General features: G+C 34.1%; 17 protein-coding genes and 1 other RNA gene. 11 read left to right on the top strand and 7 right to left on the bottom strand.

Annotated features, from left to right (window positions below; all coding sequences use genetic code 11):
* Positions 1-18: 18 nt before the first annotated feature.
* A complete protein-coding gene (locus ACEPXG_RS13370; RefSeq protein ID WP_391203257.1) occupies positions 19-600 on the top strand; it encodes a hypothetical protein in 582 nt (193 codons plus the stop codon).
* A 119-nt stretch (positions 601-719) separates the two neighbouring features.
* On the opposite strand, the gene ACEPXG_RS13365 is transcribed toward ACEPXG_RS13370, so the two are convergent.
* Positions 720-1430 carry a hypothetical protein gene (locus ACEPXG_RS13365; RefSeq protein WP_391203254.1) on the bottom strand — a complete coding sequence of 237 codons (711 nt, stop codon included), beginning with the start codon at positions 1428-1430 and terminating at the stop codon, positions 720-722.
* A 374-nt stretch (positions 1431-1804) separates the two neighbouring features.
* Here ACEPXG_RS13365 and istA (ACEPXG_RS13360) point away from each other — a divergent pair, with 374 nt between their 5' ends.
* Positions 1805-3220, top strand: coding sequence for an IS21 family transposase (istA, locus tag ACEPXG_RS13360; protein ID WP_391209908.1), 1416 nt, complete (start codon positions 1805-1807; stop codon positions 3218-3220).
* Positions 3220-3945, top strand: coding sequence for an IS21-like element helper ATPase IstB (istB, locus tag ACEPXG_RS13355; protein ID WP_391203222.1), 726 nt, complete (start codon positions 3220-3222; stop codon positions 3943-3945). Before istA (ACEPXG_RS13360) ends, istB (ACEPXG_RS13355) begins: the two co-directional genes overlap by 1 nt.
* Before the next feature lie 762 nt (positions 3946-4707).
* Here the strand turns inward: istB (ACEPXG_RS13355) and ACEPXG_RS13350 are convergent.
* From ACEPXG_RS13350 to ACEPXG_RS13340, 3 genes are read right to left on the bottom strand one after another with little or no spacing between them, the layout of a single operon-like run.
* Complete coding sequence (locus ACEPXG_RS13350; protein WP_391203251.1) at positions 4708-7227, bottom strand: DEAD/DEAH box helicase; 2520 nt, start codon at positions 7225-7227, stop codon at positions 4708-4710.
* Positions 7228-9678: a site-specific DNA-methyltransferase gene (locus ACEPXG_RS13345; protein WP_391203248.1), complete on the bottom strand. Its 2451-nt coding sequence runs from the start codon at positions 9676-9678 to the stop codon at positions 7228-7230.
* A 3-nt stretch (positions 9679-9681) separates the two neighbouring features.
* Complete coding sequence (locus ACEPXG_RS13340; RefSeq protein WP_391203246.1) at positions 9682-10074, bottom strand: DUF2326 domain-containing protein; 393 nt, start codon at positions 10072-10074, stop codon at positions 9682-9684.
* Between the two features lie 758 nt (positions 10075-10832).
* Here ACEPXG_RS13340 and ACEPXG_RS13335 point away from each other — a divergent pair.
* From ACEPXG_RS13335 to ssrA, 8 genes are all read left to right on the top strand, one after another.
* Positions 10833-12830 (top strand): ATP-dependent nuclease, encoded by a 1998-nt coding sequence (locus ACEPXG_RS13335; RefSeq protein WP_391203243.1) that lies wholly within the window; start codon positions 10833-10835, stop codon positions 12828-12830.
* Entirely contained in the window at positions 12820-14589 is a 1770-nt protein-coding gene (locus ACEPXG_RS13330) for a UvrD-helicase domain-containing protein (protein WP_391203240.1), read from the top strand. Before ACEPXG_RS13335 ends, ACEPXG_RS13330 begins: the two co-directional genes overlap by 11 nt.
* Positions 14590-14841: 252 nt before the next feature.
* The gene (locus ACEPXG_RS13325; RefSeq protein WP_391203238.1) at positions 14842-16212 is read left to right on the top strand and encodes an RES domain-containing protein; all 1371 of its coding nucleotides are present in this window, start codon (positions 14842-14844) and stop codon (positions 16210-16212) included.
* A 1123-nt stretch (positions 16213-17335) separates the two neighbouring features.
* Positions 17336-17485 (top strand): hypothetical protein, encoded by a 150-nt coding sequence (locus tag ACEPXG_RS13320; RefSeq protein WP_391203235.1) that lies wholly within the window; start codon positions 17336-17338, stop codon positions 17483-17485.
* A gap of 3 nt (positions 17486-17488) precedes the next feature.
* On the top strand, positions 17489-18331 hold the full coding sequence (locus tag ACEPXG_RS13315) for a DUF6731 family protein (protein ID WP_391203232.1): 843 nt from the start codon (positions 17489-17491) through the stop codon (positions 18329-18331).
* Between the two features lie 11 nt (positions 18332-18342).
* Entirely contained in the window at positions 18343-18834 is a 492-nt protein-coding gene (locus ACEPXG_RS13310) for a hypothetical protein (RefSeq protein ID WP_391203229.1), read from the top strand.
* Positions 18835-19163: 329 nt separating this feature from the next.
* The gene (gene smpB, locus ACEPXG_RS13305; RefSeq protein ID WP_391203226.1) at positions 19164-19631 is read left to right on the top strand and encodes an SsrA-binding protein SmpB; all 468 of its coding nucleotides are present in this window, start codon (positions 19164-19166) and stop codon (positions 19629-19631) included.
* A gap of 68 nt (positions 19632-19699) precedes the next feature.
* Positions 19700-20053, top strand: a transfer-messenger RNA (tmRNA) gene (gene ssrA / locus ACEPXG_RS13300).
* A gap of 291 nt (positions 20054-20344) precedes the next feature.
* Here ssrA and istB (ACEPXG_RS13295) read toward each other — a convergent pair.
* The 3 genes from istB (ACEPXG_RS13295) to ACEPXG_RS13285 all read right to left on the bottom strand — a co-directional run bounded on the left by istB (ACEPXG_RS13295) (position 20345) and on the right by ACEPXG_RS13285 (position 24512).
* Entirely contained in the window at positions 20345-21070 is a 726-nt protein-coding gene (gene istB, locus ACEPXG_RS13295; RefSeq protein WP_391203222.1) for an IS21-like element helper ATPase IstB, read from the bottom strand.
* Positions 21070-22485, bottom strand: a complete 1416-nt coding sequence (gene istA / locus ACEPXG_RS13290) for an IS21 family transposase (RefSeq protein ID WP_391209906.1) — start codon at positions 22483-22485, stop codon at positions 21070-21072. The genes istB (ACEPXG_RS13295) and istA (ACEPXG_RS13290) overlap by 1 nt, the downstream gene beginning before the upstream one ends.
* A gap of 377 nt (positions 22486-22862) precedes the next feature.
* A complete protein-coding gene (locus ACEPXG_RS13285) occupies positions 22863-24512 on the bottom strand; it encodes a GTPase (RefSeq protein WP_391203219.1) in 1650 nt (549 codons plus the stop codon).
* Positions 24513-24662 lie beyond the last annotated feature (150 nt).

The raw sequence follows: 24662 nt of genomic DNA, 5'->3' as shown, positions 1-24662 counted from the left end.
AGGAGGAGAAGCTAATTTATGGATACAAAATTTAAAGATTTTAAGTTGATAATGGACCTAAAACCTGGTGCGTATCATGGAAGTGGAATTAGAAAAAAAATCTCTCAATCATTATGGAAAAAAATTAGAGGTGTTGTGCTAGAGGTTAATAATAATTCTTGTAAGATATGTGGTTACCAACCATCAGTAGAAAAATTAAGACAGCTTCATGCTCACGAAGTTGAAGAGTATGCTACAGATGAATTGTTGTGCATCTTAAAAGATATAGATCTACTTTGTATCAAATGTCATTCGTGGCAACATCTTGGACGAACTTTTAGTAGGTTAAATAATGAGCAGTTAAACGATTTAAAAGTACATTTTATGCTTGTTAATAATTGTTCAGAGGAAGAATATAAAGAGTACTTTAAAGAGTTTAAAATTAAAAAAAGAGAAGCTACATTAAAAGAAATTGAAGACGAAGCTAAAGTGGTGGCTCTTAATATGAAATTAGATAATCTAGTATTATACCGAGTTGAAGGTGAAATTCCTTATAAGGAAGAAGTCATCAAACATTTAGCGAATAAAGGATTATATAAATATTATGGTGATGAAAACTAGTTTCAAATAGAATAATTTATAAGGATGATAAACATGACTTTCAGCAAAATGATTAAAATGGTTCTTATCGATGGAGATCCGAGTGGGCGGTTTAAAAAGTTCCCTGTGTTAGACGCAACTTAAAAACAATTCTGAATAGTGTCTAAGTTGTATGTGACACAGGGAACATAGACAATTTCAAGTTCATTAAGTAAATCTCTTTGCCCATCTATATTTTCGATTTCGTTATAGAGTTCAACAAACTCTCGATATTTTTCGACGTAAGTTACATAGTCAATCGCCTTGTATTCACCATGCATATCAATGGGCAAACATTTCCGAGAGCAAAATGGTCCTCGATCATTGTGTGCGAAAAATGGTTCTTTATAGAAAGGGTTATGACAAGTGTGACAGTTACTATCATCGACAATAATTTTTTCAGTTAAATAAAGTTGTTTTAGTTTCGGAATATCCTCTTTTAGTAAATTTAATTTAAATACCGGCTGCTCTTCCTTGTTACGCCGCACATCCATATCTAATTGGGCAAGGTGGTCCACTAGTTTATCAGTGATTTTCAAGAGTAATTCTGGATCATCACATAATTGGAACCATTTGTTTAGTGCTCTCGTTGTTTCACCACCATCTAATCCAAATGCTTGGCTGTGCTTATGAATCGTTACACCTTCATAGCCAATATATCGACTTGGTCCAAAAAGATCTAGTTCCATCATGTAATACCATTGTTGAACACCATTTGTACGAAGAGTCATCTCACCATTTTGTAGTTCATGGTTGTATTGTTTTAGATTTTGTTTTATTTGATCGAGATTGGTTACTAAATTTAATTTCATTGTCTTTATCACTCCTAAGATAATTTAAAACCTTAATTCTCATTGAATAATGCTGCCTGGGAACGGTCCAAATTCAGACGAAATTCCTAATATATTCGAATTGTGTGATGCACAGGCAATCAAAACTAATTCGTTGAAAAGGAAAGTGAATGAAAGTGAAAAACAACAGTTCACCGGTTTCAATGACGTTAAGGGTAAAGAAATTTATGATGGTGTGTAATGCATAATAAAAGTACAGAACTTTGCAATGAATTTGTACAGAGTTCTGCATGAGAAAATCATGTAAATAAAAAAGGACTTGCCAGCCACCCAAGTCAACCTCTACTGTTAAAGTGCGAACTGAAAACAGATGGAGGTTAGGAAGGTTGCTAACAATGTCCGATATTAATTGTATCAAACACTTACGAAATGAAAAAGGTTTATCGATCGATGCGATTGCAAAGGCGCTAAATATTAATTGGAGAACCGCCAAAAAGTATGCAGATGAAAACGAGCTGCCATCTTCCATCATCAAGCCACGAAAAGGTATGATGTATCAGGAAAAATGGGGTCTAATGGTATCTGATTGGTTATTTGAGGATGCTAGAGAAAAGAAAAAATTAAGACGTAATAACTTACAAATTTTTAATGAGTTAAAGACCTATGGTTTCACAGGGTCTTATAGAACAGTATGTAATTTTATTGAAGAATGGGAAGTTCAAAATGATCAGACTGTACCTGATAAAGGATCTGAAAGGTTAGAACATCCTTCGGGCGAGGCACAAGTAGATTTTGGAGTAATGGAGGCAGTAGAGGATGGGAAAACTCGTGATATTCGTTTACTTATCATGTCCTTTCCATACAGTAACGGCGCTTTCTATGAACCTATGCCATCCGAAAATCAGGAATGTTTTTTAGAGGGCTTAAAAAAACTGTTCAAGAAGGCTGGTGGTGTACCGAGAAAAATAAGAATAGATAATCTTACTCCAGCAGTTAAAAAGACACGAAGTAAAACGGAAGAAGCCCAATTAACAGATGAATTTATGCGTTTTCAACAGTTTTATGGCTTTGATACACAAGTGTGTAATGTACGGAGTGGAAATGAAAAAGGGAATGTAGAGAAAAAGGTTGGCTATATTCGTTATAATTTTTTCAGCGTTCCTCCAGTCATTACTGGCCTGGATGACTTATCAGGGCAATTATTAACCTTCTCCATTGAAGACCAATACAGAAAGCATTACAGTAAAGAACAAGAAATATACCAGTTATGGGAAGAAGAAAAGAACTCTCTAAAAAAGTTACCGGATTCGGATTACCCGGTGAGAAAAGAACAGCTGATTAAAGTAAATCCATATAATGAAATTAAATTGGATAATACTGTTTTACACATACCTAAAGGCAAGAATTATGTACAATTATTTTTGATTTCCACATGGAATGAATTCAAGGTAGTCACACCAGATGGAGAAATTGTAGCAGAAGGTCCAAGACCCTATATGAATAAGCGGAGATTAATTCCGTGGAAACAAATTTTCCAATCTTGGGTGTTAAAACCTCGAGTAGTGGAATACTCAAGATATCGTCGATATCTACCAGGTAGAATTAAAGATTACTTGGATATTCCTTCTAATCACGTACGCAAACAACGTTTAGAAATAATCCTTGCCCTACTTTCTAGATATCAATTAGAAGAAATCAGCGAGGATTTTTACAAACTTGTAGAAACAGATTCCGTACTTGAAGAAGATCATCCTTATGATGTTAATTGGAATGAATATGATCAATTAGGGCATCAAGGGGGTTCTGAATAATGTCAGAGAATCTTCGGAACCTTTGTAAACAACTTAGACTAGCTCATGTGCCCGATTCATTTGAAGACGTTGAGTTTTCAACACCTCAGGATTTTTTGGTGGATATTTTTAGGAAAGAAATAGAGATGCGTGAGTCCACCAAAATAGACAGGAACATTAAAAAGGCTCGATTTTTAGAAAATAAATCGCTAGAAACATATAATTGGAATTCAGCTATTCGTTTACCTCAAACGTTAAATAGGGACAAATTAGAGCATCTAGATTTCATAAAGGAATATCAGAATCTAGTGCTCGTCGGGGCACCAGGTACAGGGAAAACACACCTAGCCTCTGCGTTAGGAAGAAGAGCGTGTGAAATGGGTTATGAAGTGAGATTTTATCGAGTATCTCATTTGGTAGAAGAACTTGAATCAGCTCACAGGCATGGCAAATTAAGTACGTTTCGAAAAAGATTCGATAGTATCCAGTTGTTAATTTTAGATGAGATGGGTTATGTTCCGTTTAGTAAAGAAGGTGCGGAGTTTTTATTTCAATTAATTACAGAGTTTTATGAGAAGAAGAGTTTGATAGTTACTTCAAACCTGGAGTTTAGTCAATGGAATAGAATTTTCACAGATAGCAGGCTAACAGCAGCGTTAGTTGATAGATTAATACATCACGCTCATATTATTACATATGTTGGTGAAAGTTATCGCTTAGCTAATGCGCTCTCCCGTTCAAATTGAAGATATCTTTGGTGGCAACACTCTGTAAAAAACATTGCAATACTATGTACTTTTTTCTTGCAAAATACAGATGGTGACTTTATAAAAGAAACATACGATGAAGAAGAATTGTTTGACGACGAAATTCCTCCGGGATCGTTAAATATATGGATGATGAATGGGTTGTAAGTGATGTATCTGAAATGGTGGATTTTTCCTTGAAGAGGAAATAGAAATAGTTGAAGTAGTAGGTAATGTTTACGAAAATAAAGAATGGATTGAAGAAGTCCTTGGTTACTCTTTGGATGTGAAATCACATGAAATTAAATTTCGTGTATGGGATGGAAACAATATTATTTACATATCGAAAAACAGCGATTTCCGACTTATTTCCGATGGAAGTAGTTGGGAATTAGAGTGTAAAGGTAAGGCTCAATGTTCCTCAAATAACCCTAATTTTGAAATGTAGCAATTTTCAGTAATGACAGATATTAAACGTAAGGATATTTACGAAGGTGATATTGTAAAAAATGCAAGCTTCTGATTGAGCGTGGCGCAATTTGAAGCAGTAAAATTGATGTCAAGGGTATAAAATTTGAAAGAAAATGCCCGAAAATAATGGGCTTCCACACATTGCCCCCAGCTTCTTTGCCTGAGGGGCAATGTTAGGAAACGCTGATTTTTATTATTTAAAGGAACATATTAACTACCCTAATGGTGTTAATTAGGGCTTAGTAAACATCTATTTTTGCATGTGCTGAGGGGACATAACAGATGTATAAACTAGTCTTCTCGTACTGCATCTGTATCAAAAATTCTATCAAGTTCCTCGTTTGATGTAATGCCACGCACCTTATTCCTAACCGTTGTTTTTTCCATATCCAGACGATAGAAATGTTCACGACCGTCTACGCCTTTTTTAAGTCGGATAAGCTGAATCCTACCAAATTTATCCCAGTGCTTCTCTGCGAACTTTGCCAAACCGACGGCCTTAGGGTAATTGTCCTTCCGGCTAGGGTCATGCGGTTCCAGGATATCGAAAACGTAACCCTGTGCATCAGCTCTTACAACCATTATATCCGGGAACATAGAAGTGGTAACACCGCTGACTTCATATGGAATTTCAAGTGACCACTTTTTACGATCGAGATTTCGTAACCAGCATACAGCACCGTTTTGAAGTTCTTCTGCAATAACTCCGCTTTCCCATGAGTTCAGTGATGTTTGAAAAGTTCCATTTTCAAAACAGTAGAGGTGTTGTTCAAACTTTGTACAACTTTCTGAAATAGAAAAGTCGATTGAATCCGGTAATAGCCAAGGTACAGCAACCGGTTGTACTGAAGAATTGATAAGTCTTTCATAGATATTCTTTCGTGTCTCATTTAGTCTCGCAATGGATCGCTTATTGTTCTCATACAATGTAAGGAATTCTTCCGCTGCAAATCCGTTTATCCTCTCCATTGAGTCAGTGTCATTTGTAAGAACGATGACTTCAATTTTCACATCTATATGGTCGCGGATACTGTTTTGAATCCAATATTCTTTGTGTAATCCTTCTCCCAATAACTTGCCAGATTGTTCAAAATGGCGAGAAATATCAAACTCTGATACCGTCATAGTCTGTGATATTTCATCAAACGAATAGGCATTGTCTCCATAATCAAATGTCAGTGTGCCAAGTGCTAATCCAGTGATTGCGGATGCTCGGCTGTCAAACTCCCCACTTTTTTTTAGTAGTGCAATTTCCTCATCAATTTTTGATAACACCGCGTTTTTGACATTCTTCTGGGCTTCTAAGTTAATACCGTCCATAGTTAGCGCGCGGGAAATCTGTATTAACATCTTTAGAGGTGCTTGCTTACGGGCTGAATCAATGCGATAAGTGATGAGGTTATCCATGACTTTATCCATGACTTCAAACACGTCAGAATATGCTGGGTTTCGTCGAAGTGTAACTAACTCTTTATTTGTTCCCGTTTCTGTCGGTATAATTGCCTCACTGTCACGTAGAGCATTTATAACATTCTTGACTGTTTCTTCGTCAAAGTAGGGAAGGAAGAGGTTCACATTGTTAAGTTCAGCATCGGAAGAAACCCTTCTTGCCAAAGGTGTACGAATCATACGTCCCAACAGTTGAGCGATATAAGTATAATCCTGTGCACTGCGGAATGACATCATCGTTTCAGCACGTGGGCAATCCCACCCTGTAGAAAGATTCATTTTGAAAAATACGACCATAATATTTTCTTCGTCATTAATTCGGGAGGCTTCAATTTGTTGGATTTCAACGTTACGTTCTTTAAGTGTGCCGTGATCATTGAATGTGTGTACGGCTTCTCCAGGTCGTAATTTGCGACCTAGTGATTCTTCAAGTAAATCAATACAAGCCCCTAAATCCGTATGAGTTACTTCACGCTTGTTACCATCCTCGACTTGTATAACAAGGATTGGGTTTACCATTTTTTCATCTTCGCGCTTACAATAAGACCGCCAATGAGTACATTTTTTGCGCCAATCATCAACCGCACCTTTAAACAAGGTCATATCGGCACTCAATTGAAGGTCTGGATAGTGAATGATGATTCTATCTTTCAAAAGGCCAGATTCACGCACCTGTTCGGGCGGAACGATGACTTTCTGAACCGTTGATGTTGTTCCAGCAATCAAGTTTTCGAATCTCTGGGGTGTTGCAGTCACACCTATAACTAGTGGCATAACGCAAAGTCCATCTTCTTTGCTGCCCTTGATAAACTTTTGCATGATGGACTGCGCCTTGTTTTCAGCTTGGGAGGATGTGTGTGTACCTCTATGTGCCTCATCAATCACCAAATAAAACTTCTTCGGATTACGCTTGGCTGTGTTAGTAAGTGTTTCCCAAATAGAATACTGACGCAAATTAGATATTCCTGTTAGTAGTTTATCTGAACCTAATTTCTGAGTGTTCAAAAAGTAAATGCAGCCGCCTTCAAAATACTCATAATTAAAGGTTGAGTCTATTGTTGCTAGGTCCCGGACACGGATTTTATCAGACTTACTTTCGATTTTCAGCCTTGTTTGTTCGTTAAGTTCAGGAGAATCGGATAGCCAAATGAAAATAGAATCTGGCTCGCCTATGTTGTCCACGCTACCATATAGTATTTCCTCAAAAAGTGTTGTCATTATAATTGTTTTTCCTGAACCCGTAGGTGCGGAAAACGAAATTATTTGTGGATCATTTTTACTCCACATCAAGTGTGATTTATTGATTTTATCATGTAGTTCGGTAAGGGCCGTTTCCTGAAAAGGAAATAATATATCTTTCATTTATGAATCCCTCCCGCTTCCCAACACAAAATTATCGATATAATCGCGATATAATTGGTATGTGTTTTTTACTTTTACCCCGGCAGTCATTTCACGAAAAGCCTCCTCGGAGTTGGTAATGAAGTAGACAATCTTGATCGTATCCTTATCGGAAATCATTAAGGAAAAATCTGCGAATTTCGTTTCATCAATTAGAATAGCGAATCCATTTTGCGGGAGAATTAACATACCGAGTTCTTCAGTGCTATTTACTTCGGGCCGTTCTCCAATGGCACCTGATTTAAGCCAAAGCAATGGTAGTATTTTCTGGAACTGTTTACCTAGAGATACACTATTTTTATCCAAGAATTCCAATTTGAAATACTCGGCATTGGCAGGGAAACCCAGACTCATGGGACGCTTAAATGGGGATGCTAAATTGATCGGTCCAAGCAAGTCCAAGACTTTTGTTTTGACTGATTTGAATATAGAAGGTGACTTTGCAACTATATAAAAATTCGTAACATGTTCACTGTTTTCCAATGCAGCCAGCCATTCATTAGCGTAATCTATATCGAAAATAATCGATGCTGAATGTTCATCCGAAACTATGAATTTGCTGTCTCCTTTTACAAGGGCTTGCGTTAGTTGTGGTTTTCCTTCCTTATCACGAAGCAATGAAACAAGTTGTTTTTTTGAGCTACTTGTTAGATCTGTTGGGTTTTCCACAAAGTCAATCTGATGGAAAGAGCGTTCGACTTCTTTTGTGATGGTTTGATTGGTAAAGTATTCTCCATTTAGCGGAGTACCGTCCGTGCGTTTGCCCATTATGCTATATTCTGTCCTAGGCCAGGTTACAGCGCGACAAATCCCGCGTTCTTCCCATTCAGGGTCACCAGGCTGATAGCCATCTGTCTTTAGATCCCGTGCCTCTTCAAGTGAAACTTCATTGTTGGTAACCAGTATACAGCGCCTGCGGCCTTGATCCTCGGCATTTAATAGATTTACAGCGTGGAGAGTTGTACCACTTCCGGCAAAGAAATCAACAATAAGGGCATTTTTATTATTTCGTGCTACCGCCGCAATTGCATCTTTGGTAGAGTAAAGTGATTTTGGAAAAGAAAATGCCCTGGACTGACCAATAATTCCCGAAACTAAATTAGATCCATAGGATCCAGCGTCATGAAGACTCCTGTGCCATATAGTTTTAATTGCCCTGTTATTAATGTCGTTATATTCAATAGATACAACCCCTGTATTGGGATCCCGATCAACTATTTTAATACGTCCATCATCTATCATCTCTCGGTTTGGCAAGCTTATATATGAAATTCCCCATGTTTTACGTTTGGAATCATACTTTCCTAGAGAAACATATCCCTTATTAATTAATGTCCGGAGGGTCTCATACCCTACACCCCAATTACCTAATGAGCCATCAGTTCTAATAGGCCATGCGACATCAAAGTCGTCGATTTTCAAGTCGAAATTCGGATATTCTTCAAAAGATAAAGATTCACCAGTACCAACAACTTTTCCTAGTTTGGTATCAATTAATACAGGGTAAAACATGTTTTTTCTATCTTCACGTCGTGCATTTGTTCCAGAACGTAATAGTCCTTTCCAACGCGGTTTTCTATTTGAAACAGGTGGATTTAGTAAATTATCATCGCTGGGATCAACAAATGCATTAGGGGCGAAGCAATATATTATGTATTCCTCTACCCTCGAAAAACGACCTTGGGTCACGCCTTTTGGATTTATTACAGCAGTTACCATTTGGATATAAAATCCAGGGAATAACTCTTGCAATAACACTCTCAGATGATGTACCTCGTGTTCGTCTATTGTAATTATTAGTACACCTGTATCCGGGTTCAAAATCCGCTTAGCTATCCGCAACCTTTTTTGAATCATCGACAACCACTTGCTGTGCCTCCAGCTATCGGAAGAATCCACATAGTCGTTGTTGTATTTCCAATCTTTTGCTCCTGTATTGTAGGGTGGGTCAATATAGATATAATCTACTTGCTTTGGGTAGAGATATTCAAGCAATTGAAGTGCATGAAAGTTGTCTGCTTCAATAAGAGTGTGCCATAGGCTACTATCAGGATCATTCTTAACAGAATCAATTGACTGAAGTGTGGGGAATATCGGATCACCAAATTGTGCTAACGAAACTATCTCATCTAGTGGAAAGCTTTTGGTTACGTCAGTTGCTTTATTATGACAAAGTGCAGAGTCGTCATCTAATTTTAATACGGTATATACATCATTAACTTTGCTAGTCTTTAGTGCGACAGTTGAGCCTCGTTTGACAGGAACATCATAAAGTAGGGTAGATTCAGGCATGTGTTCCTCAAATACAAGTCCAAATTTCTTGTTTTTTGATATACGGTCAAATTCCTGCTCCAGGCGACTACGCAGAGTTGTGTCAGAGATTTGTCGCAGCAAATCATCGAATGCAGCCATTTTTTAATTCCTCCAATACTTAATCATTCCGTATATTTTTGCTCCAAGAACGACCGAAAATTTTATTTTCGTTTGACAAGTGCAAAATTGTAGTGTCTTCAAAATTTTGCGAGCCTTCTCAGTTGTAGAATCCACTTTATCAAATCCAATGAAAATCTGTTGTTTACTGTAGTAATAATGATCTAATATATGTTTCAGATGTGTATCCTCAATCCGTTTAAGAATGTTGGAATCATGAATAAGTGCAGGGATTGGTAGTAATTCAAGAACACTTAAATCATATACCACTAGGCTCTTGAACGCGGTACCTTCAATGGTGTTCTCCGGCGTTTCAAAGAAAAGTTCTTTTTGGTGGGTGATTCGCAAGAAAGGTGCTGTTTCCTGTTGTTCGGTCACTACGTAGTTTTATTGCTTCCATATAAAAAATCCGTATTTTTACTATTATACCAACTTACTAAGCTAATTGACATAATATTTATATTTATGTCAATTTTAAGTTTTCGAGTACTTATTTTAATTCTTTAGTAAAAAGATATTGTAATTGAGGAGATACAGCCGATTTGTGGCTGAGGATTTAAGGGGTTCAAGTTATTAAACTTTAGATGGATAGCCAGACATGCTGTACTTTCGGGGAAAGAAATTCTTGAAAGAAAAATGAAGGAACCTGAATTTAAAGTTTGGTATATAGAAAGTTGTGAAAATTTATTATAGCCAATGAAATATACTAGTGAGTTACAGATTGCTTAACATTACTATGTTTTTCGGATTAATATATTATAAAATGAGTGAGTGTTGCCTGTGTATGGTGCAACTTCGATACAATTCAGAATTCAATTGAAGTTGCGCAACGCACAGGCACCCCTTTTTAGGGAAAAGGGGAGACACAGACGCAAAATGATCAAAAGCTAAAGTAGCCATTCCCAAAGTTGAGGAGGTAGCTACTTTTTTTTGTATTTCCTGCATGGTTAGAGGTAGTATCTTCATTGATTTGGATTGAGCTAATAAATCATCGCCCATAACATCGATTATGGGCGGTTATTCTTATAATATAATTGCAAACCTATAAAACTATCTCTTTATTAAATTGTACGTTTTGGATAAATTTACAACTTTAAATTTAAAATATTGTATTATTAATAAAAGGAGGTAAGGCAATGTATTTACATAGTTTAAGATTGTGGAACTGGAGAAAGTTTGGTGAAGGAGAAAATGGAAAATGCGGTATTGAAATGGAGTTTAATAATGGACTTAACGTAATAGTGGGTGAAAATGATGCTGGTAAAACTGCTATTATTGATGCAATAAAAACTGTGCTTTCAACAAATAACCAAGATACAAACTGGATTACAGAACAAGATTTCCATGATGGAAGTAATAAAATTAAAATTGAATGTACGTTCAGAAATTTTAGTCAAGAAGAAGAAGCATTTTTTTATGAATGGTTAACAATCTTACCTGATAGAACAGAAATTCGAGTAGTAATGGAAGTTGAAAATTACGAAGATATAAATAAACAAAAGAAAATAAGAAAATTTTTAAAAGCTGGTCCAGAAAACTTAGAAAAAGGTTTGGAAGATACTGTAAGACAATTGTTATCAGTTACATATTTGAAACCCTTAAGAGATGCTACAACTGAGTTGAGTCCTGGCAAACGTTCTCGTATAGCACAAGTTGTAAAAAACTTAAGTGATTTTACTGATGATAGTCCCGATCAAAAGAGAATTGTTGAAAGTTTTGAAAATGCTTTTGATGAATTAAAGGCTGTATTAAATGAACCAGTTTTAAGAAAGATTGGATCAACAGTTGATCATTTTTTTGAGGATAATAATAAAAAAGAACCAGAAATACGATATAAAGAAATGAGTTTTGTTGAAATTTTAAGAAAGTTAGAACTGAATTTAGGAGAGATTGGAACTGGTTTAGGTAGTTCAAATTTGTTATTTATGGCAATTGAGTTGTTATTGTTAAGTGAAGCAGAAATAGGACCTAAAATTGCCCTGATTGAAGAAGTAGAGGCACATATACATCCACAAGCACAACTAAGGATTATTAAGCATTTTGAAAAGAATTCTGAAGAAACTGGTATTCAATACATATTTACGTCTCATAGTCCTGTCCTAGCATCTTCTATTTCACTCGAAAGTATAATCTTTATATACAACAAACAAGCATACCCTATGAAAAAAGGAAATACAAAACTAAAAAATGAAGATTATGAGTTTTTAGAGCGATTTTTAGATGCTACTAAAGCGAATATGTTTTTCGCACAAGGAGTTATTTTTGTAGAGGGAGATGCTGAGAATCTACTATTACCAGCTATTTCAGAGATTATAGGGCGACCTTTACATAGATACGGTGTTTCAATTATAAATGTTGGAAATTTAGCTTTTAAAAGATATACATCTATCTTCTTAAGAGCAGATGATAGAAATTTAATGAATTTTCCTGTATCAATCATTACGGATCTTGATTTAAAACCAGTAGATTATTATGACCAACCATGTTATCTCAAAATGGATAGTGAAATAAATACAAAGATTGCTAATTTTTACGGGTGTGAAGAAATCAATGAAGAATTTGAAGGAATCTATGTTACATCTAGTGATGTCATAAATAAATCAAAGACTTTATACAGTAAAAAAGTTAGTGAAAATTTAGCAGGGGAAGCTCTAAAACAAAAACTCAAAGAGATAGAAAATCAAATAGTAGAACTACTAATAACCTTAATACCGGAATTTGATAATTATAAAGACATAATTGAAAGTGAAATCAAAGAAAGATATTTTAATAATGTCGAAAAAAATAAAGTTTTTATCTCTCATCCCTGGACACTAGAACATTCATTAGCATTAAGTAATATTGGCGATATTTTCGAAAATATTTTATTGGATTCTCACTATACACAAAATAATTATAAAATTCACCATAAGCAGATTTGGGGAAGTATCGATGATCGACTTTCAAGAGCAACAGTAGTTTATAAATTCTTAATTGAGAAACAGGTATCTAAATCAGTGGTAGCTCAAAATTTAGCTAAATATTTATTGGATAATAAAGATACAATAAAACAAGTATTATTAGATGACGAATCAATTAAACATCTTATTAATGCAATATTCCATGTTACAGGAGGAGAGGACGGTGCAAGTTAAGGAAGAAGACTATGAATTAGTTGAAAGTATTTTGCTTGATAATAAAGGTCAATTTAATAGTTTACAAAGAGAGTTTATTGAATTATTTGAGACTAAAACTATTATTGCTGGACCAGGTGCAGGTAAAACAACTGCTTTAGCAGCAAAAATCGTAATTTTACTAAAAAATCTAAATGCCACAAAAAGTAAAGATGGTGTATTTATTATTACACATACAAATGTGGCAGTTAGTGAAATTAACAAAGCCTTACTCAAAGCGGGAGTAGGGGCGATTAGCCATCCACATTTTATTGGAACAATTCATGAATTCTTTAACCGTTTTTGTGTAATCCCGTACTTCAAATATAAATATCATCATAGTAATTTGATATTTGATAATGAGGATAATAGCGGTTTGGAATATTATAGAACCTTTATTGGAAGAAAAATTCCTTGGATTAATGAGGAAAAGTTTAAACGGTTTAAAGATAGTCTTTCTGAAAAAATTAATAAAAGTGAATTATTCTTAAACGAAGATAACTCTTTAAATTTAAATGACACTACAAATTGGGATAAATTCGAAAAGTATAGAGAGCTAATGATAAAGGCTAAATTTTCCAGAAAAATAAAAGGGTTTCTCAGTTATGATGAAACTTTTTTATTTTCAAAGATTTTCTTACTTGAAGATAAATTTAAAGAAGTACTACGTAAGAGGTTTAAATATATCTTCTTAGATGAGTTTCAAGATACCCATCCTCAAGGTATGAATCTATTAGATGAATTGTTTGTTACAACTAATAATGTTTATCAAAAAATTGGTGACCCATATCAAACTATCACATTTAACCAACCAATGCCTACAGTAAGGGATGAAGATTTGTTTAGAATAAATATTACAAATCGTTTTGGACAGGAAATTGCAGAACACTTAAATATAATTATGCCTGATTCAAATATGCAATCCATGCAGGGAAAAAAATCCTTACCACCAATTATTTTAATATATAAAGACAAGAAAGATATTTACCCTACATTTAAAAGGCTTATTCGAGATCATGAGGGACTTGATTCTAATTTTAAAGAAAGCGATCGAAGGGACAAGGTTCTAGTATTAGAAAGAAAATGGGCTTCTGATGTTAAAGATGGGGTTTTATATAAAGAGAAAAAACAAAGAAGTTCATTATCAAAAAATGATGTATTAAAATCTTTAATCATTGATTTCATTATTAAAAGAATAGTTAATGAAGGTGGGAATTTATCAGAGGTTAAAGAATGGCTTAAAAATCATTCGCAAATTCTGTCCCTTCATAAATTGCTTATAAAAATAATTAAAAAAGGTAGCATAGATGAGGTAGAAAATGAGTTAAAAAATTTGATTAATGCATTCTTAGAAGAAAGAGGATCATCGAAAATAAATATTAGTAATAAGTTATTTCAAAACCTTAAAGAGATAACTGTAAATATACAAGTATCTAATGAAAATGAAGACGATGAGGACGATATTTTCACTATCCACGCTGTTAAAGGTGAAACTCTTCGATCAGTCTTATTAGTAGATTTTGAACAAAAACATCTAACAAAAGTTATGCTTCATAAATACGGTATTCTTGAAGAAGATAACTATGGGTTTACACATCAAAATTTGTTATATGTTGCTATGAGTAGGGTTACACATTTATTTGTTTTTGCAATAGAAGAAAGTGATTGGACTCCCGAAATAAAAGCGGTATTAGAACAGAAGTGGAGAATTGTAGAAACAAAATCTCCAGTGGAAGTTTAATTAGATATAATTTTCTTTTATAAGTTTATAGGGGGCACATCATAGCCCTGTTCACACTTTACAAACAACACATTGTGAAGTTATGGCTTGCTTGGAACTTAGATAGTAAGATAATGAGAATCAAGAATCTAAAGAGGATTCTTGGACTCTTATTTGTTTGTTTAAATATGAACGAATTAATGGAAGAGGGAATTGTATAAGTAATAGTAAAATTACTTTTGTATAGATTGTAAATGGAAGGAATGTGATACTTTGTCTAAATTAAGAGAAGAACAGATAAAAGATGCTGTTGAATTATTTGATATTAAAGAAACAGATACTATCAGTGATGAACAAGCTCAAATTTCATACCAATTGTATATGGGATTATATAGAAAACCAGATTTTTTAAGAGGCCCTGATAAAATTAAACCACAAAATAATTTCGATTTAGAGCCTGTGTCAAAAGATTTTTTTAAGAATCCGGAACGGATTATTTATTTAACAAGATGGGTAGTTAAAATATTACCATTTATAGAGTTATTATCTGACGTTGGAAATCTCCCGTTACAAAGGACTGGCAATGACTTCGTGGGGTTTATTGATTCAACCTTGAAAAAATATTTATTAGAAGTTGAATCAATAGGATCAATTATACCTGAAAAATATAACGTTATTCGTGGTAGCGAATTAAAAAATGTCAAAGTCTTAATTAGTCAAATACTCCAATCAATAACAGAGTATCTTAAAGGTTATCCTAATGAAGCCTTTAATATATTAGAAGATACTATTGATAAAAATTTAATGTCCGGTAGATATTTGGATAATATAATGACTATATATGATACTACTGTAGAACGCTTATATAAAATGCGAGTTGGTACTGATAATACATACTCTAGTGACGAGATGTTTCATATCCCTTTTCAACTCCGTGGTTTAGTTAGTACAAATAGGTATAGTATTCCGGGGTTACCATGTGTTTACTTAGGAAGCTCTCCATTAACATGTTGGGAAGAACTAAACAAGCCTGATTTGAATACAGTCCAAACATCCTTATTTATAAAAAAGGATGCTTCATATCTAGATTTATCAACACCTCCAGGCGCAATAATAGATATTCTGACATGTGCTCACCAAAAATCAGGGATTTATGATTCTGAAATGAGAGATGTTTATAAGGATTTGGCTTCTTATGTTGTAGTATGGCCTTTAATGGCAGCCTGTTCTATACGTGTGAAAAATCCAAAAGACACATTTAAACCAGAATATATATTTCCACAATTATTACTTCAATGGATTAGGCAATCAACCTTTGATGGGATTCGTTACTTCTCAACAAAAGTAAATAAATATACTGCAAGAAACGCCCGATTGTATAGAAACTATGCATTTCCAGTTCAGTCACAAGAAAAAGAGGGACAATGTCTTATTTTAAAATCAAAATTTGATATTACTTCTGCAGTTCCTTGGCAAATGTTTCAGCTATATAAAGATTCACAATACGCAACACCAAACGAAGAAGCTGTTGTCGCAGAACTTGAATTTGTGGATGGTTTAGGAATGTTATACTTTGCATCCGATTTTAGCAGATTGGAAACTTTATTAACCTACAAATATGAAAAAGAACAAACAAATGATTAGTAAATGTCGTGAGTATTGATGATAAATATTTTTTGTAATCGTATTTCACGTAAACTTTTGAAATAATAAAGATACTCCTAACGAGTTGCTTCTTCATTTATAAGTCTTTTTTTCTATCACACAGGAAAGATTGTGAAATATTGTACTTAATCAACCAGAGTCTTTATTTCAACTAGGGAGAAGAAAATATCACTAACTAAACAATTGAGACTAGAAAAACGCTAAGGTGATAATTAGTATTTTTGTTGTTATATGTTAAAACGTGAGGCGAATCATAAATCTGTTCGCACTATCAACTCTACACATGTGGAGTATGTGGTTTGGTTGGAGCTGGAAATGTAGACTTACAATAAAGTCTTTTGAATAACTTGAGTTGCTCAAACTCTAGGTTTATTAAAGAAAATATTTTGCCCCCGCATCGTAATTTTTATCAAACGTAGTCAAAAACGTAGTCAAACAATTTTAGTGCTAGCTTAAAACCCTTGTAAACACTGCTATTATAGGGTTTTCAAGAGAGGGAGATTCGACTCCCGCCGTCTTCATAGTTAAAGAAAATAGCTAAACCTTTAATAAAGTAGATTAGATTAACCATTTCACTTAATATTTCAAATAATACAAACAAATGTAAAAGTCGTAATTTTCATGTTGGTTTCTGACCCAGGGAACAAATTAAAGTAACGAACAAAACTCCGACTATGCTAAAGGCTAGTTGGAGTTTTATGTTAAAATCGCATATATTTATCCTTTTTCATTTGTTAAAAAGCAACCGCAGCAGGTGACAATGGTATGTCTTTCACATAGCTGATAACTACCGTATTTTTAATAACTTCCCTGTGTCAGAAACATTCATGTTAATTAAAACAAACTTGAATGTTGTGATTTTCACGTTTGTTCTAACCCAAGGAACAAGTACTGAAAGGTATAACAACTGCTGAAGTGGAGATTTAATTAGTATAGCAGTTAAAATTAAATTGGCTAATATGTAATTCTAGAAAATGGGCTTGAACTAGCTCTCAAAGAGTTGTATGAGAGAAAGGGGCTTAGGCTCCTTTTTTTCATTTTAAAGAGGATTTTGGAATATTATGTCGAAATATATAAGTCATAATACTTAGGAGGTTTTAATATGCCAAGGAAATACATTCGTTTTAATTATTTTGAAATTCAGTTAGTACCAGCAGATGTTGCTATTAGGGAAGAATTGAACAACGAAGGTAACGAAATGAGAGAGGATGGTCCCGCAGCTGCCTGGGATATGTCTGATTTACTAGATTAATTAATGGTTAATAGAGAGTTTAATACAAATGTCCCTGTAGGTGATGAATATGCCGAGATCGAAATTGATTCTTACCAATATGATGAAAGACGACGTATTTATAGTTTTCAATTATCCAAGCTAAGAGAAAAGAATATACCTTCAAAGAAAAGGTTCGGCGAAATTAAAGAAGACATATTATTACAACAAGATGAATTCATAGGTGAATTTGTATCTGTTATTTTTGACCAAGAATATTCCGCCGTAGCTGTACAATCTAACTTATATGGATTATCAACTAAGCAAATAGAATCTGTATTAACTGAAATTAGATTCAGATATTTTGAAGCAATTAATCCGGAAAATACAGAAATAGTACCTTTAGTTATAAGACTTGCTCCATTAATAGACAGAGCTAAAATAGATAGAGTAATCCGGTCGGATTATTTTAAAAAAATTCGTATTAAAGGTTCGGATGTAATGTTAGACGCCCAACTCGATGAAAATAGTCTTCTTAGTGAAGCGAGAAATTTATTATTGGAGAGTGCAGGAGTAAACATTGATATTACAATTTCGCTTGGGAGATCTGAGAGAACTGCAACGTTGAATGAAGAGTCCGTACAACAACTAATCAGAGAGTTTCAAAATATAAATGGCGAACGACCACAAATCGAATTAACTGCACTAGAAAACGAAGAAGCTGAGATAGAAACAATAAATCTAATTGAGCCAAGAATGACTGACAGAGTAAGTTTGGTAGTAGAACCAAGAACTACGATTGCTCATGAATTCTTATATAATAGTTTTATAGAAGTTTATGATGTTAGAAGACCAGATATTCGAAGAGTTATGATACCTCAAATATAGGAGGGATACTTGTGTATGAAAAATTATATGGATTCTTGGAGCCAAAGTGGGAAAAATATTCTTTTGCTATTTCTTTTTTAGTATCCATACTAGTTGGCGTATTGTATTTTTGGGGGTGGATAAATAATATACGTTCTGTAACAGGAAACGTAGTTACTTTTGCTTCTATAGTTATAGGAGTTAATGGTGTTTTCTTAACTCTTGTAATTACATTGCAAGAGTCACCTGCTTTTCAGAGGCTAAAAGATATCTTCCCTCCATTTCAAGCGAAATTGTACACTTGCCTAAGGGATCAAATAATCACTGGATTAGTTGTTGTTTTAATATCAATAATAATAAATTTCTTACCCCCTTCCCCAAGCCCATATCTCTCAATATTTGGAGTTTGTATATGGTTTTACTTTTTTGTTCAAATGTTTGTGGGATCAATAATGTCGGTGAAATTAGTTACAGATATAATAATTAAGAACTTTAATATACCAACTAGAAGTAAAATGAAATAAATGAATAGAATTATAAATATATTGATCTACTTCAATATTCTGGACACAAAAAAAGTTTCTTGTTCTGTGCAACTACCATTCATGGAGTGCCACATCCCAAGTAGATTGTCAAAGTGAAAAGAGCCTTTGATAACCTACTTGGGATGTGGAGATAGAAATCCATGGATGTTGCGTTAATATCTGCAACCCATGAGCATCGCATTCTGGGAATTGAAAAAGTTCCCTGTGTTAGACACAACTTCAAAACAATTCTGAATAGTTTCTAAGTTGTATGTGACACAGGGAACATAGACAAGTCGCTCCTCTTCAGCTTTTGAGAGGTGAATGAGATGGCAAAAAAGCATGATGATAAAGTGCTTGCACAAAACAAAAAAGCAAACCATGACTACTTTATCGAAGAGACAATTGAAGCAGGTATTGTACTACAAGGTACGGAAATCAAATCGATTCGAAATGCTAAAGTACAATTAAAAGATGCCTTCGTCCGAATTCGAAACAACGAAGCATGGATTTCTAATATGCATATTAGTCCATACGAACAAGGAAATCGTTTCAATCATGACCCCCTACGATCACGCAAACTACTTTTACATAAAAAGCAGATTAGTACATTAATCGGAGAAACAAAACGAGATGGTTATACCATTGTTCCGCTTAAAATGTATATGAAAAATGGCTTTGCAAAAGTATTAATCGGAATCGGTAAAGGGAAGAAAGATTACGACAAACGAGACGTCTTAAAGAAAAAAGAAGCAAAACGTGATATGGATAGAGCATTCAAAGAGCGCAATCAATAACGTTTCACTTGAAAATTGACCAAATTTGATGTATAGTGAGTATGTAACAAAGCTTATATTCCATAAACGGGGACGTTATGGATTCGACAGGGATAGTCTGAGCTTGAGTTGCGCGTCGGAGGCTCGGCTCCGTAAAAACGGAACTTATAACAACAGGCAAAACAAACAACAACTTAGCATTCGCAGCGTAAGCTCGGATCTGCTTTATCTATCCATCGCCCATGTGGCTAGGTAAAGCTCAACTTTAGTGGGATACGGTTGGCAGTGCCACTTGAGCTGTCAGCAAGAGATTTCCAAGTTAGCGTACACAACGCCCGCTTGTCGGCATAGTGCTACGCGAATCCTAAATAGGCAAGATACACGCGTAGAAGCTTAAGTGTTAGAGTTTCTGGACGCGGGTTCAAATCCCGCCGTCTCCATACTACGAAATCATATGATTTCATACAGTGTCAAAACCCTTGGTATTCAAGGGTTTTGACGTTTTTTCTTTTTCATTGGTTTTCAAAGAATTTCATTTAAATGTAGTCAAAAACGTAGTCATAATTAAACTTAAATATTGAGGTAGTTTTCAAACTTTTAAATAGCTCCTTCATTTGCTTTTTGTATATAACTTGATCAGAGAAGATCCAAGCTACATGTACAGTTGTATTTTGCAAGAAAAAAGTACATAGTATTGCAATGTTTTTTACAGAGTGTTGCCACCAAAGATATCTTCAATTTGAACGGGAGAGCGCATTAGCTAAGCGATAACTTTCACCAACATATGTAATAATATGAGCGTGATGTATTAATCTATCAACTAACGCTGCTGTTAGCCTGCTATCTGTGAAAATTCTATTCCATTGACTAAACTCCAGGTTTGAAGTAACTATCAAACTCTTCTTCTCATAAAACTCTGTAATTAATTGAAATAAAAACTCCGCACCTTCTTTACTAAACGGAACATAACCCATCTCATCTAAAATTAACAACTGGATACTATCGAATCTTTTTCGAAACGTACTTAATTTGCCATGCCTGTGAGCTGATTCAAGTTCTTCTACCAAATGAGATACTCGATAAAATCTCACTTCATAACCCATTTCACACGCTCTTCTTCCTAACGCAGAGGCTAGGTGTGTTTTCCCTGTACCTGGTGCCCCGACGAGCACTAGATTCTGATATTCCTTTATGAAATCTAGATGCTCTAATTTGTCCCTATTTAACGTTTGAGGTAAACGAATAGCTGAATTCCAATTATATGTTTCTAGCGATTTATTTTCTAAAAATCGAGCCTTTTTAATGTTCCTGTCTATTTTGGTGGACTCACGCATCTCTATTTCTTTCCTAAAAATATCCACCAAAAAATCCTGAGGTGTTGAAAACTCAACGTCTTCAAATGAATCGGGCACATGAGCTAGTCTAAGTTGTTTACAAAGGTTCCGAAGATTCTCTGACATTATTCAGAACCCCCTTGATGCCCTAATTGATCATATTCATTCCAATTAACATCATAAGGATGATCTTCTTCAAGTACGGAATCTGTTTCTACAAGTTTGTAAAAATCCTCGCTGATTTCTTCTAATTGATATCTAGAAAGTAGGGCAAGGATTATTTCTAAACGTTGTTTGCGTACGTGATTAGAAGGAATATCCAAGTAATCTTTAATTCTACCTGGTAGATATCGACGATATCTTGAGTATTCCACTACTCGAGGTTTTAACACCCAAGATTGGAAAATTTGTTTCCACGGAATTAATCTCCGCTTATTCATATAGGGTCTTGGACCTTCTGCTACAATTTCTCCATCTGGTGTGACTACCTTGAATTCATTCCATGTGGAAATCAAAAATAATTGTACATAATTCTTGCCTTTAGGTATGTGTAAAACAGTATTATCCAATTTAATTTCATTATATGGATTTACTTTAATCAGCTGTTCTTTTCTCACCGGGTAATCCGAATCCGGTAACTTTTTTAGAGAGTTCTTTTCTTCTTCCCATAACTGGTATATTTCTTGTTCTTTACTGTAATGCTTTCTGTATTGGTCTTCAATGGAGAAGGTTAATAATTGCCCTGATAAGTCATCCAGGCCAGTAATGACTGGAGGAACGCTGAAAAAATTATAACGAATATAGCCAACCTTTTTCTCTACATTCCCTTTTTCATTTCCACTCCGTACATTACACACTTGTGTATCAAAGCCATAAAACTGTTGAAAACGCATAAATTCATCTGTTAATTGGGCTTCTTCCGTTTTACTTCGTGTCTTTTTAACTGCTGGAGTAAGATTATCTATTCTTATTTTTCTCGGTACACCACCAGCCTTCTTGAACAGTTTTTTTAAGCCCTCTAAAAAACATTCCTGATTTTCGGATGGCATAGGTTCATAGAAAGCGCCGTTACTGTATGGAAAGGACATGATAAGTAAACGAATATCACGAGTTTTCCCATCCTCTACTGCCTCCATTACTCCAAAATCTACTTGTGCCTCGCCCGAAGGATGTTCTAACCTTTCAGATCCTTTATCAGGTACAGTCTGATCATTTTGAACTTCCCATTCTTCAAAAAAATTACATACTGTTCTATAAGACCCTGTGAATCCATAGGTCTTTAACTCATTAAAAATTTGTAAGTTATTACGTCTTAATTTTTTCTTTTCTCTAGCATCCTCAAATAACCAATCAGATACCATTAGACCCCATTTTTCCTGATACATCATACCTTTTCGTGGCTTGATGATGGAAGATGGCAGCTCGTTTTCATCTGCATACTTTTTGGCGGTTCTCCAATTAATATTTAGCGCCTTTGCAATCGCATCGATCGATAAACCTTTTTCATTTCGTAAGTGTTTGATACAATTAATATCGGACATTGTTAGCAACCTTCCTAACCTCCATCTGTTTTCAGTTCGCACTTTAACAGTAGAGGTTGACTTGGGTGGCTGGCAAGTCCTTTTTTATTTACATGATTTTCTCATGCAGAACTCTGTACAAATTCATTGCAAAGTTCTGTACTTTTATTATGCATTACACAACAGTAAAGGAATGAAATTAAAAAAGTGCCAAAACGCTATCATATCAAGGGTTTTGGCATTCAACGAAATCATTTAATTTCCACAAAATAAATAATACGGGTAGTAACCCTGTAATTTCACAAGCTCACTTATACCAACATTTTCAAGGCTTACTAAAGTGTCAAATTTTATTTGGCTCTGATTTTGATCCTGATACAAAAAAAGTATTAAAGAACCTAAGTAGTTGTTAATATATTTCCTGTACTTTTAGTAAATGTTTCAGTCGCAATTTCTGACATTTTATCACTTATAATCATGCATAAATAATCCAACTTTGTAATTAATGAATCTGGGTATTCAATTTCTTGTTGTGTACAATTAAGGATATCTTTATAGTGCCCGCTTCCATAATAACTACTTCCACTATTAACAACATCAAACTTTTCATATTCTTGATATATAACTTTTTCTACCGGAATATCACCGATCCATCCTTTCAAGGCTTCTAATGCCTCTTTAAAGATATCTTCATTAAGAATTTGAATATGATAAGCTGTATCTCTGAAACTAAATTCACTTGATATCGTCATTGCAATATACATTCGTACAGCTTTAGATAATTTATCCCCATTTTTATTTGTAATACTTCTTAAATATGCCATATATAAATCCAGTAAAAGTTGCATACAATCAAGTGTTTTTTGATCAACATATGTCTCATAAATCAAATGAAAACCGAACTGTGTGTGAATTTCATGCTGAGATTTCGAAAAAGAAATATTAAAAAAATCTCCGTTATTTAGGGCCTTTAACGAATCAATAAATTGACTTGCATCATGTCTTGCATATCTTAACACATAGGCATTACTTTTATAATCTATTCTTCTATATTTCTTTTTAAATACATCACTCAGTAACCCATAACAAAGTTCAAAGGAAATATCCTTTTTAAAGATTCCTTTTGCTTTGGCAAATTCAGATACAATCTTACTTTTTAGAGTTTCTAACCTATTAAAAACTTGAATCATAACATGAGCAGAACAAATGTTTAAACAAGTTTTAAATTCCTCATTATATCCATGTGGAACTTTAATACGATAAAAATTTACAGACGATTGCGAAGCACTTAATATACAATTTAAAAGGTATTTTTCGTTATTATTAAACTCATTATTCTTCGTCAAAATCGTATATCTATCTTTAATCTCTTCTTCATGTATAGAAAAATCTGTATCCAATTCTTCTAATTTGTCTTCGTAAATATCCATGATGTTAGAAAGCTCTGATTTCGATACTTGCCATTGTGTATTAGTTTCTAAAAAAATTATTGGTTTATCCAAAACAGAATTCAAAAAAGTACGATACTTCTCAATGTAGTCTCCTCTACTGCCTTGATCCGTAGAGTCATATAAATAAAGCAATACTGAACAAGAAAGAATTTCTAAAGGTGCGGATATTTCTTTATCTAAAGAATCTAAAATACCTTGAGTATCAATTAATTCTATTCTCTTCAAATTAAATGAGTCCATTGCTACTTTGAATTGTTTAGAAGGCTTTACAAACATACTTATACTACATTTTTCATCAGATTGAGAATATGTAACAACTTCATCTAATTCAATTTTAGTTTCTTTAACTTCATTATTAATCAATTTACTTACTTTAAACACTGGTGCGAGGTATTCATTCCCAATAAAATATCTAATTGGATTTTTTGTTTGCCCTGACATTTCTCGTTCTTTATTTTTTTTCCCAATTAAACCTTCCAACTCATTGGAAATATCATTATCTATAAGATGATTTAAAAAAGTAGATTTACCCTTTCCTGATATTCCAATAACGCCAATCCTCATATCATCCTTAACATAAACTTGATTTATCTCCATGAAATTCCTCCTTTTGGATTTATAATACTTTGATTACTTTAATAAATCAATCTGCTGTTTTATGAATTGATTCTTTAAAATTAATCAATTCATAAAACTTAAAAATAATTCTATAGAACAATCTACAAGTAAATGAAACACTATGAGGTA

Source organism: Psychrobacillus sp. L4, from assembly GCF_042944905.1.
Lineage (GTDB): Bacteria > Bacillota > Bacilli > Bacillales_A > Planococcaceae > Psychrobacillus.
Note: the sequence above shows the minus strand (reverse complement) of the source record. Positions and strands in the feature narration are given on the sequence as shown.

What these genes read in the sequence shown, in the direction of transcription:
- ACEPXG_RS13285 (WP_391203219.1), bottom strand. Translation starts at nt 24,512, where the DNA reads ATGGAGATAAATCAAGTTTATGTTAAGGATGATATGAGGATTGGCGTT.
- ACEPXG_RS13370 (WP_391203257.1), top strand. Translation starts at nt 19, where the DNA reads ATGGATACAAAATTTAAAGATTTTAAGTTGATAATGGACCTAAAACCT.
- ACEPXG_RS13335 (WP_391203243.1), top strand. Translation starts at nt 10,833, where the DNA reads ATGTATTTACATAGTTTAAGATTGTGGAACTGGAGAAAGTTTGGTGAA.
- smpB (WP_391203226.1), top strand. Translation starts at nt 19,164, where the DNA reads ATGGCAAAAAAGCATGATGATAAAGTGCTTGCACAAAACAAAAAAGCA.
- istA (WP_391209906.1), bottom strand. Translation starts at nt 22,485, where the DNA reads ATGTCCGATATTAATTGTATCAAACACTTACGAAATGAAAAAGGTTTA.
- ACEPXG_RS13345 (WP_391203248.1), bottom strand. Translation starts at nt 9,678, where the DNA reads ATGGCTGCATTCGATGATTTGCTGCGACAAATCTCTGACACAACTCTG.
- istB (WP_391203222.1), bottom strand. Translation starts at nt 21,070, where the DNA reads ATGTCAGAGAATCTTCGGAACCTTTGTAAACAACTTAGACTAGCTCAT.
- ACEPXG_RS13315 (WP_391203232.1), top strand. Translation starts at nt 17,489, where the DNA reads ATGGTTAATAGAGAGTTTAATACAAATGTCCCTGTAGGTGATGAATAT.
- ACEPXG_RS13365 (WP_391203254.1), bottom strand. Translation starts at nt 1,430, where the DNA reads ATGAAATTAAATTTAGTAACCAATCTCGATCAAATAAAACAAAATCTA.
- istB (WP_391203222.1), top strand. Translation starts at nt 3,220, where the DNA reads ATGTCAGAGAATCTTCGGAACCTTTGTAAACAACTTAGACTAGCTCAT.
- istA (WP_391209908.1), top strand. Translation starts at nt 1,805, where the DNA reads ATGTCCGATATTAATTGTATCAAACACTTACGAAATGAAAAAGGTTTA.
- ACEPXG_RS13320 (WP_391203235.1), top strand. Translation starts at nt 17,336, where the DNA reads ATGCCAAGGAAATACATTCGTTTTAATTATTTTGAAATTCAGTTAGTA.
- ACEPXG_RS13350 (WP_391203251.1), bottom strand. Translation starts at nt 7,227, where the DNA reads ATGAAAGATATATTATTTCCTTTTCAGGAAACGGCCCTTACCGAACTA.